Below are 13,311 nucleotides of genomic sequence, written 5' to 3'. Positions count from 1 at the left end.
ATTTAACATGCTAACAAAACAACTTGGTGCTTGGTAATTCTTGGGTATCTGTTTTTTATAGTGTGTTATTAAATTCTTGTCAACATATTTTCCAAACACAAACATTGATCAATTTTAGTTCTTTTTATAATCAATTATACTCCTGCCGGACCAGAACTTGGCGAGCCTTTGCTCCATCAGCTGGGCCGACAAGCCCCTCTCTCTCCATAAGCTCTATCATGCGTGCAGCACGGTTGTAGCCTATTCGCATCCGCCTTTGAACCAGGGAAATCGAGGCTTGACCAGCCTCTGTCACCAGGACAACTGCCTCGTCGTAACGGGGGTCCCGAGCCTGATCATCACCTCCAGCCCCATCACCTTGTTTCTCCTTCTTTATCTGCTCAATAATATTTTTATCATAATTAGTCGCCCCCTGCTCTTTAAAAAAGTCTACGATATCAGCAGTTTCCTTTTCAGATATATAGGCACCGTGAATGCGCATAAGAGCGGAGGTACCTGGTGGTAAAAACAGCATATCACCGGCCCCCAAAAGCTGCTCTGCACCGATACAGTCAAGAATAGTTCGAGAATCAACCCTGGAGGAAACCTTAAAGGATATTCTGGGAGGAAAATTTGGCTTTATAACTCCGGGGAGCACATCAACCGATGGCCGGTGTGTTGCTAGGATCATATGCATACCGGCAGCCCGTGCCATCTGGGCAAGACTGGCAATGGAGTCTTCAACATCCTTTGAGGCAACCATCATAAGATCAGCAAGCTCATCCACGACAATCACAATATATGGTAGTTTTTCTGTCTCTTTTTGCTTATTATAAGAGGCAAAGCTCTTCACTCCTGCCTCCGCCAAAAGGCAATATCGACGTTTCATCTCGGCCACAGCCCAAGCAAGGGCCCTGGAGGCCATCCCGGGATCAACCACCACAGGATGGAGCAGATGAGGGATCCCCTCATAACCGGAAAGTTCAATTCTCTTCGGGTCAACTAACAAAAAACGCACCTCATCCGGAGTCGCCTTATAGAGGATAGAGGCAATGATAGTATTGATCCCCACACTCTTACCTGCACCAGTAGCACCGGCTATAAGTAGATGAGGCATCTTGGCCAAATTTGCCATGACAGGATTACCAACCACATCAAGGCCAAGGGCAACGGTCAATTTATCGCTATTTTTTTGATATTCACCTCTACTCAAGAGATCACGAATAAAAACCATCTGCCGATGTTCATTTGGTATTTCAATACCAAGGGCAGCCTTACCGGGAATCGAGCCAACCACACGCACAGACCTGACCTTCAAGCCAAGGGCAAGGTCATTGGCCAAGCCCACTATCTTGCTAATCTTAACGCCCGGGGCAGGAGCATACTCATAGGTGGTGACAACGGGACCTGGAACAACCCCCACCACCTTGCCCTGAACAGAAAAGTTATTAAGCTGTTTCTCCAGCTCTGCAGAAATTCCATAATAGACAGATTTATCTAAGCTTACACTGTCCTGTTTATTGTGAGATAATAGCGAGAGGGGGGGAATACGCCAAGCACCACGGGCCACAGGCTGAGCGGTAAACCCTTGATCCACAGGGCCCTCTACCATGGCAATTTCCCGGACCAGAGGAACTCCACTCTGAGTAGAATGAGATCTCATCTTTCTCCCCAGATTTACCTCAGACCTCGTCCTCTTTTTCCACAGAACATGACACAACCAGACGACAAGGCTCAGCCAACAACTCATAGCGTAGGAGAGCAGATGAGCCAAAGAAAAAGCCATGGCATAGAGAGAGCATTGGGAGACAAGCATCCCAGAAAGGAGAAGGGCACAGAACAGGACAAGAAAGGTCCCGGCAAGGCCGACAGTGGACTGGAGAGATACATAAACAATCTCTCCCAAAAAACCACCAAAACCATGCAGGGCCGGATCCGCTAGGAATAGAGAATGCAACAGCCCACAAAAAGAGAGTAAAACTCCGGCAAGAGCTAAACTGAGTTGGATAAAACGTTGAGGGGATATTTTAGAAAAGAGAGCAGAAAGAGAGACACAAAACAAAATAAGAACAAGGAGATAGGCTCCATAACCGATAAAAGCAAAGAGTGAATTTGCCAGCGATCCGCCTAACCAGCCGCACCAGTTCACCGAATCCGCCAGAGAGCGCGAAACAAGACTAAACAACAAAAATATTGCCGAGAATCCCCCTAAAACAGCCACCACTTCCTGACGAAAATCGGGCCGTATCGCCTCCTGCTTCCTGGCCATAGGACACCTCCACAAATAGGACTTCAAAATAGAGACAGATTGCGGCAAAGATCTTTTCCAGACCGCGCAAACATATATCTCTATCATATAGAGTTCTAAATAAAAAAAGCAAGCAGGTGAACAGAGGTCCAGTTTTCAGAAGAGCAGAGACGAAGAAGAGAATAGCAGGAGGAAGAATGGCCACAGAATGCCTTGAAAATGATATTTCAAGGCATTCCGCAAACCAAGAGTCATAGAAATAATGACTATTTTTGACAGAGTGTTTTTACTGCGTCAAGCACACCGTTGACAAACTTAGGTGACTCATCGCCACAAAAACGCTTGGCAATCTCCACTGCTTCGTTAATGGCAACCTCTGCCGGCACATCGTCGCAAAAATTTATCTCAAACGTTGCAACACGGAGAAGGTTACGATCGGTGGCAGAAATACGGCTCATACGCCAATTTACAGCGGCCTCCTCAATCAAACGATCAATGGCCTCCTGATCGGCCAGTACTCCGGCAATAAGATTAAGGGCATAGGTACGTCCCTTTTTATTCACCTGATATATTTCACAAAACTGCTCGAATCTTTCTTTTAATTCGCCAGGAGTGTCAGCGGACTCAGGAATAAAATCATCCTGATATAAAAATTGCAAAGCAGCCTCTCGAGCAAAACGTCGAATACTCATGTACCTAACACCTTAAATAATTTCTAGTTCGTAATGTTTCATTATGGATAGGAGACAAGGGTAACAGGATGCTCTCTAAACAGAAACAAAAAAAGAGCTGACCCATCCGTATTTTTACAGATGGGTTCAACTCCAACTCTCCAACAGGTGGCCACCTCCACAGAAGATGGCCCCATAACAGCTTACAGCTCAATCTTTACTGCAAAGCATCCACGAGATTTGCCATCTCAATAGCGGCAATAGCAACATCAGAGCCCTTATTACCGGCCTTGGTGCCACTGCGCTCTATGGCCTGCTCGATGGTCTCGGTGGTCAACACACCGAAGAGGACAGGCACACCGGTCTCAAGGCTTACCTGAGCAGATCCCTTTGAAACCTCGTTTACCACAACATCAAAGTGCGGGGTAGCCCCACGGATAACTGCACCCAGACAGATCACCGCATCGTATTTGAGGGAAGCTGCAAGTTTCTTGGCAATAAGAGGGATCTCATAGGCACCAGGAACACGAACAACATCAATATCACTGTCTGTAGCACCGGAACGAACAAGACTATCAAGGGCACCGTCTAACAATTTATCAGAGATGAATGAGTTAAAACGAGCAACAATAATTGCAAATTTTTTACCATCAGCCTTCAAATTACCTTCTATAAAATTGGGCATATTACCACCTTTTTTATTTGTACTTTATAAGTCACCTGCAAAGACTGAAAAAAACTACTCTTTCATATTCAACAAATGTCCCATCCTATCCCGCTTACATCTCAGATAGCCTTCATTTTCCTCACTTGCCTCAATTTCAATGGGCACCCGAGAAATCACTTCAATACCATAACCCTCAAGGCCGATAATTTTCTTTGGATTGTTGGTAAGAAGAGACATCTTGGTAATACCAAGATCACGCAATATCTGAGCACCGATACCATAGTCACGAAGATCTGCCTTAAAGCCAAGCTCGATGTTCGCCTCTACAGTATCAAGGCCTTGATTGTCCTGAAGATTATAGGCCTTCAGTTTGTTAATCAGGCCAATACCACGACCCTCTTGACGCATATAAAGGACAACACCACAACCGGCTCGGTCAATCATACGCATGGCCTCATGAAGTTGGGGGCCACAATCACAGCGAGCAGAGCCAAAGAGATCACCGGTAAGACATTCTGAATGAACCCGCACAAGTACTTCTTCGGCAGCCTCAAGATCACCCTTAACCAGAGCCAAATGCTCAAAATTATCAACATCATTGGTATAAACAATAGCGGTAAATTCACCCGCATCAGCGGTGGGAATACGCGCCGCAACCTGACGGTGAACAAGTAAATCCTGACGCAATCTGTACTCAACCAGATCTGCTACGGTTACAATTTTCAATTCATGTTCAGCGGCAAAAATCTCAAGATCCGGCATGCGGGCCATGGTGCCATCATCCTTCATGATTTCACAAATAACACCGGCAGGAGTCGCCCCAGAAAGACGAGCAAGATCAACAGATCCCTCGGTTTGTCCTGTACGACAGAGCACACCACCTTCGCGAGCACGAAGAGGAAAAACATGTCCAGGGCTGACCAAGTCCTGTGGTCCGGCACCATCTGCTACGGCGACCTGAATAGTACGGGCTCGATCAGCTGCAGAAATACCCGTTTCCACGCCTGTCTTCGCCTCAATACTAATAGTAAAGCCAGTACCGTACGGAGACTTATTCTCTTGAACCATCATTGGCAGGGCAAGCTGATCAACAAGCTTTGGAGTCAAGGTCAGACAGATAAGACCACGACCATGGGTTGCCATAAAGTTGATGTCAGCGGCAGCAACAAACTCTGCGGCCATGCAAAGATCACCTTCATTTTCTCGATCTTCATCATCAACCAAGATAACCATCTTTCCTGCTTTGATATCTTCAATTGCTTCTTCAATAGAACTTACGGCCATAACGTTCACACTTTCCTTATAAAATATAAAAATCGGCTCAGACAATGCACGCCCGTTAAATGCTACAGAAAACCGTTCTCAGCAAGAAAACGAGTATCAATGGAACTCGTTTGGGAGACCTTCCCTCCCTCTCCTCCTCGCTTCAATAATTTTTCTACGTATTTGCCAATAATATCCACTTCAATATTCACCCTGCTCCCCACAACAAGATCCCCTAGTGTTGTCTCTCTCAAAGTCTGTGGAATAATTGATACCGAAAAACAATCATCTCCGCAATCATTTATGGTGAGACTCACCCCATCAATGGTGACAGAGCCCTTTTCTATCATATAATGGCTATATTCTGTTGGAAAAGAAAAGTTTAACAGTGTAAAATTACCAACCTTTTTCAAAGCACTCAAACTTGCCAAACAGTCAACATGCCCCGAGACAATATGGCCACCAAGACGATCAGTGACCTGCAGAGCCCGCTCCATGTTAACAGCATCACCGGTGTTCAAACGACCAAGACGTGTCCTGGAAAGGGTCTCCGGGGAGACATCGGCCAGGAACCTACGACCGACAATATTATAGGCGGTCAGACAAACACCACAGATGGCAATGGACTCGCCCTCCTGAGGATCAGAGAGGTCAAAACCTGCTTCCAGATCGAAGGAGAGTCCACCACCTGCCTTTCGCTTGCCAAGTAATTTCCCCTTTCCCTGCACAATACCTGTAAACATGTGGCTCACATCCCCTTAAATCTTAAATTCACCCTGAACAGGAAAGGCCTGCGAGTGAAACACAAGCCTCAAAAAGTATAGCTCACTATTGAGCAGATTTGTCCAGCTCTTCTGCCTTTTCAACAAAGCCTGCAGCAATCTTATTATGCTTGTAGTTTTTATGAATCGAGGCAATGGTTCTATAGGTATCTGCAGCCTTGCTCACCTTACCTGCATCCTGGTAAATGTCAGCCAACTCTTCAAGCACGTCAACACTTCCATGAGGATCACGATTCTCACTATAGATGTCAAATATATCCAAGGTCATGTTAATTGCCTCATCATACTCCTTAAGAGCACGATGAATTGCCAGAAATTGACGATTCAGGGACATAAGGCTCATCTGATCAAAGAGCTTATCACAAATTTTCCAGGCGCGTTGAAAATGCTCCCGTGCCTGCAGATATTCTTCCCGGGCCATGCAGACATTACCAAGCTGATTACAGGCATTGGCCACACCAGTCTCATTACCCTCTTCTTCACGGGCAAGAAGGACATTATGAAAGGCAACAGCCGCCTGAGCGGTATTTCCATTTGCCAAAAATTTCTTTCCCTCTTCATACTCCTGCTCAACAGGCTCCAGAGGTTTCTTCTTCTTCTCTTCTTGAACAGGGGCATCTGCCATGGGCATGATCGACTCAAGACTCTGTAAATTACTCATTCTTCTCTCCTTGACGAATGGCGGCAAGCGCCTTTTTCGCTTCATCTGCAACCGTTGTATCTACCATTTGACCCTCTTCGCAGATGCGAATAGACTCATTATCATCGAAGAGTGACATCAACTGAGTAGTCACCTCCGTTGCCTGTAGATTCCCCATAAGCCGGGCCACGAGGCCACGCATAAGAGGGAGTGGATGTTGCAGAAAATGAAATAAATTATAAAAAGGGGTCGCCCTGATAAGATCCGGTCTGGTCTTGGCAATTTCACCAAGTCCCCAGATAATTTGCATTTCAGTAGAGGGCTCACCCAATAAGTTCAACAAATGACGGGCAAAGGCGCCAAAAATGTCGGGTCGTTTAGCTATTACATAGCCCATGGTCTCTATCATTCCCCATGGGGCAGCGGCAGAATCCAGGGTTGACTCAAAAAGACGATGCAAAAGCTCAGATACCTGTCCCGGCTCACGCGTTGACACCCGCGCTGCAACAGAGCCTATGACCCAGGCCACATGCCAGCGAATATCGTCGGAGGGCGTATAGAGGAGACGTTGCATAAAACGCATCGTTCTCCTATCATCAAAGGCAAGATCAACCAGGGCATCTATATCAGATTGGTCAACCAGATCCTTAACAATTTTTTTGCTGGCACGCTTACGAGTGCGTCTATCGTCAAGGACGGGCTCCATTGGCAAACGATCAACATTTTTAATGAAATCAGGTATTTGATGAAGAGCACCCCATCTTTTCTGGCCTTGATTCTTTCGGCAAGATCAGATATTTCGGTATGGAGACGAACAAAAAAGAGAACACCGCGAACGGCACGCCCGTCTACATTTTTCTCGGCAATTACCTGATGAGTCACACCATCATAGTTCTCAATCCGACCGGTGAGATAGTCATCCTCCGGCATCAGCTCCCAGGCAAAATCCCAGGTATCACTACAGGCATAGACCAGGGTTTCCACCATGGCGGCACCCACGTTATGTCCCGTTACATCGGAACAATAAACGGCACCACACTGACACTTACCAACCGGAAACTCTGTCAACTTACGCTCTATGGCATCCGTTGGCCTACCCACCTTCTGCCCACAAAATGGACACCAAGGTGCTGTTTTAACATTGTGCTTAACCATGCAAGACTCCTGAAAGTTTTTATTCTAAAAGGCCCCATGGCCCTTTAGCATCAGGCCAATTGCTCGTTAAGACGGGCTTCGAAATTGGGATCAACAGAGTAACCAAGTTCCTTAGCGCGATTCATATGATGTACGGCCTTCTTTATATTTTTCTTAAAATAAAGGGCCACAGCCATATTGTTATGGGCAAGTGGAGAATCGGGATCAATGTCGATGGCTTTTTGCGAAGATTCAACGGCACGATCATCCTCACCCTTCATGGTAAGAACAGAGGCAAGATTCAGCCATACGGTGATAAGCTTTGGATCATACTGCACAGCCTTCTCATAGGAGGCAAGAGCCTTATCAAGCTCGTTTTGCTGTTGCCAAATAAGACCGAGATTAGCATGGGCCTGAGCGCTTTCCGGCTGAGAGGCAATAGCACGCTCATTGAGCTCCTGAGCCTTGGCCACATTACCCTGACCAAAATAGATGGCGCCAAGGTTAATCATGCTCTCGTGACTGAGGTCATCAATTTCCAGCGCTTTTTCCAAACAGGTAATCGCCTCATCAACACGACCGGCCTTCATATAAACCAAACCCAGATGATGAACGGCCATTACAGAATTTGGATTCTGCCCACATTTCTTCTCTAGTTCCGCAATAATTTGCGACAAATCTTCTCTCAATTCTTCAGACATAAGACCTCGGAAATAAATATTTTTAAAAACCAGCAAAACCCCGCCAGCAAATTATAATTACAGTGTTATTAATTTCGGTATTACCCGCCTATATTCAAACGCACTATAGTATAGGCACCTTCTAAGCACATGCAAGGAGAAAGTCGCGTCAACAGATCGCCACCGCAAGCATCTAACAATTAAATTTCCCTCCATAACTCAGGGCAAGCCCGTGTTGTTGTTCTGCCAAAATGGCCTTTGTCAAAGCAATATCAGCCTCTATTTGCTTGGCAAGGGAGGCAATATCCGGGAACGACACTTCACCCCGAAGAAATTGCAGTAGATTTATCTTTATATGTTTGCCATAAATTTCTTTATTAAAATCAAATATATGGACCTCTGCAACCAGCTTATTTTCCGGAAAGGTAGGATTACGACCAACATTCAAGACACCATTATAAGTATGTCCATCATAGATAATCTGGGCGACATAAACACCAAAATGAGGGATAAGATACTCCTTATTAAGACTGAGGTTTGCCGTGGGAAAGCCAAGCTGACTACCACCCCGCTTTACACCATGCTGAACCTTGCCACGAATCTGATAATTCCGGCCCATAAGAGTAGCAGCTTTGGCCACATCTCCTGCCGTGATAAGCTTGCGAATGCGAGTAGAGCTCACCGGCTCCCCACTCTCATAAAAGGCATCAACCACGGTTACAGGAAAGCCATAACGTTCTCCCTCTATCCGCAAAAAATCAATATTACCTGCACGCCCCTTGCCAAAGGCGTAATCATACCCCACCACCAGCTCAACAATACCCAGACAACCAAGAAGAATTTCATCCACAAAATATTCCGCAGTAGTCTTGGCAAATTCCTTGGAAAATGGAATCAGCAGAAGTATATCCACTCCCGCCTGCTCAACAAGTTCCAATTTTTGTTCCATGGTGGAGATCAGCTGAATACCTTCCGGACGAAGAACACTGAGAGGATGAGGGTCAAAGGTAATAGCTACACTGGTTCCACCCCGCCGAGCCCGGGCGCGATGCAAAACCTCATTGAAAAGTTTTTGATGGCCAAGATGAACGCCATCAAAATTACCAATGGTAACGCAGGCATTAGTAAAACACTGTTTAATCTGAGTAATATCCGTAAAGATTTGCATCCTCTGTTTCATCCCTTCAATTAATTTAAATTTAATAACAAAAAAAGTATTGACATTCCACCCCACAAAGAGCATATTCATCCTCGTTGCCGAAGTGGCGGAATTGGTAGACGCGCTAGGTTCAGGGTCTAGTGGGGGTAACCCCGTGGAAGTTCGAGTCTTCTCTTCGGCACCAAATTACTCAAGGAGTTGTAATCTTTAAAGATTACAACTCCTTTTTTTTGCTCTACACACCCTGAAACCACCATTCCGCAACAAACTGCCTGCCATATATCATGATCCAACCTTTCTTGCAAAGAATCTTTCAAGGTCCACCACCTCTGCCACAAACAACTCGCCAAGGCAAGTAACTATAAGAAATACAGTTATAAATCAAAAACCGCACCACAAAAGGCAGAATTGCCCAACAAGACCTAAAGCCAATAAAAGAAAATATCTCTGGCAAAACAGCAACAAATCAAGCTATTAAGTAGACAGTAAAAAAACTGGGTCGACAGATAAGTATCGCTTGACGTTACTATAAAAAATACTTATGGTTGCGCGAAATTTCAACCCTTACTATAGCTTCATATACAACAAAACCTGAAGGAGTAAACCCCATGCTGGAACTCAGAAAAGGCGATGACATACTCTCCACAGTAGGCGGAATCACCTCTATTACAGAAGCACAGGCTATTCTCAAAGACAAGCTTGATGCAGAAAACTTTTCAAAGATCAGCAAAATCACAAACACAGAGGCACTGATCAAGATCGCCAACGCCATAAATATGTGCGCCCCTGATCATGTTTTTATTAACACTGGTACCCCAGAAGATCAACAGTGGATTCGTGATTACTCTCTCAGCCAGGAAGAAGAGGCACCACTCACCAAGGCTGGACACACCATCCACTTTGACCTGCCCCAGGACCAGGCACGTCTGGTAAATCAAACCTACTATATTATTAACGAAGGGGAGGAGATGAGTTCTCTTGCAAAATCCCTTCTTCGCCCCGAGGCATTGACCTATATAAAAGAGTATATGCCCAACGTCATGCAGGGCAAAACGATGATCGTGGGCTTTTACAGCAGAGGCCCGGTGGGCGCAGCTGCGGCCCTACCAGCAATCGAAATTTCCTCCTCCGGGTATGTCCTGCACTCAGCGGAGATACTCTACAGAAATTGCTTTGCAGCATTTGATGCAGAGGCTGCACGAACCGGTCTCTTTTTCACCAATGTTCATGCCGAAGGCGACAATACCAGCGCCGATGTACCAAATGCACGTATTCTCATGGATCGTAGTTGGGGTACAACCTTCTCCACCTTCTGCACCTACGCTGGCAACACCCTCTTACTCAAAAAGGGTAACCATCGCTTTTCTGTAGATTACGCAACCTATTATAAGCTTGAAGAGCAACTCTCCGAGCATATGTTTATCACTGGCATGACAGGCCCGGGCGACCGCATAACCTTCTTTGCTGGCGCTGCACCTTCCGGTTGTGGCAAGACCACCACCGCCATGGTAGGAAGCCACTTCATCGGTGATGACCTTGCTCAAATCTGGCTTGCAGAAGATGGCACCATGCGCGCCATCAACCCTGAGAAGGGCATTTTCGGCATCGTTGAAGATGTAAATCAAGAGGGTGATCCTAATCTTATGGACTGTCTTCGTGGCGACGGAACCGAGGTTATCTGGTCCAACGTACTGGTAAACGATGGAGTTCCCTATTGGGCCGGCAACGGCGAAGAGACCCCACAATCAGGCGTTAACTTTCAGGGCGAGTGGTTCCCGGGAAAAACCGATGCAGAGGGAAATCCTGCACCCATCTCCCACAAGAACTCCCGTTGTACCCTGCTGGCCTCTGCCATCAAAAACCACGCAACTGATCTTGCAGAAGATCCTGCCGGCGTACCAGTAAAGGTTGTCACCTACTCCGGCCGTGACGCAGATACCATGCCTCCTGTCTGGGTAGCTAAAAATTCCAACGAAGGTGTTGTTATCGGCGCCTCCATCGTCTCCAGAGCAACGGCTACTGAAGTTGGCGCTACCGGAGTTCGCAGACAACCATGGGCCAACGCACCCTTTATCCCCGGTGCATTAGCTGACTATATGAAGGCCCAGTTCGCCTTTTATAACTCAGCAAAATTCAGCGATAATAACGCACCCATCATGGCAGGGCTCAACTACTTCCTTACCCACGAAAACCGTGGCAGTAACGAGGCAGGAATTCTTGGCGAGAAAAAAGATGTTCGGGTATGGCTCGGCTGGCTTGAACTTTTTGCCCACGGAGATGTTGAGGCAATTGACACACCCATTGGCTATCTGCCAAAATATGGTGATCTCAAGATACTCTTCGCAGGAATTGACAAAGAGTACCCTAGAGAACTCTATGATATGCAATTTGCTCTCTATATAGACAATATCCTTGGCCGCATCCAGCTGCAAAAGGATGCATACAGCAAAGAGCCAGGCATTCCCCAGACCCTTTTCGACGTTTACAACCAACAAGAAAAAGATCTGCTCAGCCTAAAAGAACAATTTGGCGCCATTGCTCTTCCACAGATGCTTGCCGCCTAATTTTTCTCCAGGACAAGTACATCCACAACAGGGGCGGGCCCCACATAGCCCGCCCCTGTTCCCCCTGGCAGAACAAACTCCTCACAAATACTCCCCATTAAAAAATAGCAATCATCGAACTGTCGATTCAGATTGCTTTAATTCGCCCTAGTCACTACTCTATATTAATATTTGTCTACAGGAAGAACCCCTGTAAGCAAATATGCCAGTCGGAACATTTCGAAAAGCCACGGGCTGTTCCGCCTGCATGATAAGGCCTACATATTTTATAGTTGATTCGAGTACAGATTCGCCTCGTCGTATGAGATGCTCAATACGCCAGCGTGTCGTATAACTATTTTTCATTCATCAGGAGATTTTTATGTCCCTTAACGACCAACAGCCACCTTGGGGTCGAAAAAAAAAGCCGCAGACACCAGAGGATTTGGTGGCCCAACTAATCAAAAAAATACAGGACTTTTTTTCAGACGACAAAAAGACAGGCAGTAACGAACCGCCACACCCAGATCAGCCCCGAGAAACTCGCCCAGCAAACCCACTTGCCTCCATTGGCAAGATCATTGCCATTGTCGCCCTTATCTTAATAGCCCAGGGCGTCTACTCCTCTTTTTACAAAATTGCCCCGAGTGAGGTAGGTGTTGTCCTCCGTCTTGGTAAATACGCATCCACCAAACCATCTGGACTACACTTCAAGATCCCCTATATAGACCATCTGTACAAGGTAGATGTAGAGCAGATCCGAAAAGAAGAGTTTGGCTTCAGAAGTCGCTTTCCAGGTCAACAGCCAACCTTTAGCCGCAAAGGTTACGATGTTGAATCCCTCATGCTAACGGCAGATAAAAACGTTATCAACGTTGCCTGGATCGTTCAGTATCGTGTCGGCGACCCCTATTCATTTCTCTTTCTGGTAAAAGATGTACGTCAGGCTGTACGCGATATTTCAGAGAGTGTTACCCGCCGAATTGTGGGTAATATGGATTTTGACTATGTCCTCAGTAACCGTGACCTGCTTGCCGCCTCGGTAAAACAGGAACTGCAAATCGAGCTGAACAACCTCTTTGGCACCAGCCTACCCGGTATCAAAATTGGCACGGTACAGTTTCAGGACATCAATCCACCGGACAAGGTTAAGCCAGCCTTCAATGAGGTGAACGAAGCAGATCAGGATATGAAACGGCTTGTCAACGAGGCACAGGAAACCTACAACAGGGTCATCCCCAAAGCTCGTGGTAATGCGAAAAAAATTGTTGAAGAAGCAAGGGGTTATGCCTTTACCCGAGTAAACGAATCCAAGGGTGAAACTCAACGTTTTGTTGATATCCTCAAAGAGTATCGCCTCGCCCCGGATGTTACCAGAAAGCGCATCTATCTGGAGACCATGAGCAAGGTATTGCCACAGGTGAAAGATATTTACATCATAGACAGAGACCAAAGTGGCCCAGTTCCTTTTCTCAACTTGGGTGGAGCAGCAGGTTTGCCCATCCAGCCCCAGTCTAAATAAACGGAACATATAGAGGAAAATAG

12 protein-coding genes and 1 tRNA gene are annotated in these 13,311 nt (G+C 46.3%); 3 read left to right on the top strand and 10 right to left on the bottom strand.

Features of this window, described 5'->3' with window-relative positions; translation table 11 throughout:
* Positions 1 to 130: 130 nt before the first annotated feature.
* The 10 genes from DP_RS05535 to DP_RS05495 form a co-directional block, all read right to left on the bottom strand.
* Complete coding sequence (locus tag DP_RS05535; RefSeq protein ID WP_011188346.1) at positions 131 to 2,248, bottom strand: DNA translocase FtsK; 2,118 nt, start codon at positions 2,246 to 2,248, stop codon at positions 131 to 133.
* Between the two features lie 245 nt (positions 2,249 to 2,493).
* Positions 2,494 to 2,919 (bottom strand): transcription antitermination factor NusB, encoded by a 426-nt coding sequence (gene nusB, locus DP_RS05530; RefSeq protein WP_011188345.1) that lies wholly within the window; start codon positions 2,917 to 2,919, stop codon positions 2,494 to 2,496.
* Positions 2,920 to 3,115: 196 nt separating this feature from the next.
* A complete protein-coding gene (ribH, locus tag DP_RS05525; RefSeq protein WP_011188344.1) occupies positions 3,116 to 3,583 on the bottom strand; it encodes a 6,7-dimethyl-8-ribityllumazine synthase in 468 nt (155 codons plus the stop codon).
* Positions 3,584 to 3,637: 54 nt separating this feature from the next.
* On the bottom strand, positions 3,638 to 4,849 hold the full coding sequence (locus tag DP_RS05520) for a bifunctional 3,4-dihydroxy-2-butanone-4-phosphate synthase/GTP cyclohydrolase II (RefSeq protein WP_041277673.1): 1,212 nt from the start codon (positions 4,847 to 4,849) through the stop codon (positions 3,638 to 3,640).
* Positions 4,850 to 4,911: 62 nt separating this feature from the next.
* The gene (locus DP_RS05515; protein WP_041277672.1) at positions 4,912 to 5,571 is read right to left on the bottom strand and encodes a riboflavin synthase; all 660 of its coding nucleotides are present in this window, start codon (positions 5,569 to 5,571) and stop codon (positions 4,912 to 4,914) included.
* A gap of 85 nt (positions 5,572 to 5,656) precedes the next feature.
* Positions 5,657 to 6,271: a tetratricopeptide repeat protein gene (locus DP_RS05510; protein WP_049785011.1), complete on the bottom strand. Its 615-nt coding sequence runs from the start codon at positions 6,269 to 6,271 to the stop codon at positions 5,657 to 5,659.
* Positions 6,264 to 6,956, bottom strand: coding sequence for a DVU0298 family protein (locus DP_RS18480; protein ID WP_228130171.1), 693 nt, complete (start codon positions 6,954 to 6,956; stop codon positions 6,264 to 6,266). The genes DP_RS05510 and DP_RS18480 overlap by 8 nt, the downstream gene beginning before the upstream one ends.
* Positions 6,872 to 7,405, bottom strand: a complete 534-nt coding sequence (locus DP_RS18475; protein ID WP_011188339.1) for a hypothetical protein — start codon at positions 7,403 to 7,405, stop codon at positions 6,872 to 6,874. Before DP_RS18475 ends, DP_RS18480 begins: the two co-directional genes overlap by 85 nt.
* A 50-nt stretch (positions 7,406 to 7,455) precedes the next feature.
* On the bottom strand, positions 7,456 to 8,085 hold the full coding sequence (locus DP_RS05500; RefSeq protein WP_011188338.1) for a tetratricopeptide repeat protein: 630 nt from the start codon (positions 8,083 to 8,085) through the stop codon (positions 7,456 to 7,458).
* A gap of 172 nt (positions 8,086 to 8,257) precedes the next feature.
* A complete protein-coding gene (locus tag DP_RS05495) occupies positions 8,258 to 9,232 on the bottom strand; it encodes a bifunctional riboflavin kinase/FAD synthetase (RefSeq protein ID WP_011188337.1) in 975 nt (324 codons plus the stop codon).
* 88 nt (positions 9,233 to 9,320) lie between these two features.
* Between DP_RS05495 and DP_RS05490 the strand changes: the two genes are divergently transcribed.
* The 3 genes from DP_RS05490 (at position 9,321) to hflK (ending at position 13,288) form a co-directional block, all read left to right on the top strand.
* Positions 9,321 to 9,407, top strand: a tRNA-Leu gene (locus DP_RS05490).
* A gap of 424 nt (positions 9,408 to 9,831) precedes the next feature.
* On the top strand, positions 9,832 to 11,787 hold the full coding sequence (locus DP_RS05485) for a phosphoenolpyruvate carboxykinase (GTP) (protein ID WP_041277671.1): 1,956 nt from the start codon (positions 9,832 to 9,834) through the stop codon (positions 11,785 to 11,787).
* Between the two features lie 361 nt (positions 11,788 to 12,148).
* Entirely contained in the window at positions 12,149 to 13,288 is a 1,140-nt protein-coding gene (hflK, locus tag DP_RS05480) for an FtsH protease activity modulator HflK (RefSeq protein WP_011188335.1), read from the top strand.
* Positions 13,289 to 13,311: the final 23 nt, after the last annotated feature.

Source organism: Desulfotalea psychrophila LSv54, assembly GCF_000025945.1.
In the GTDB taxonomy this organism is placed as follows: Bacteria; Desulfobacterota; Desulfobulbia; order Desulfobulbales; family Desulfocapsaceae; genus Desulfotalea; species Desulfotalea psychrophila.
The sequence above is the reverse complement of the archived record's forward strand: the minus strand, read 5'-3'. Positions and strand labels throughout refer to the sequence as shown.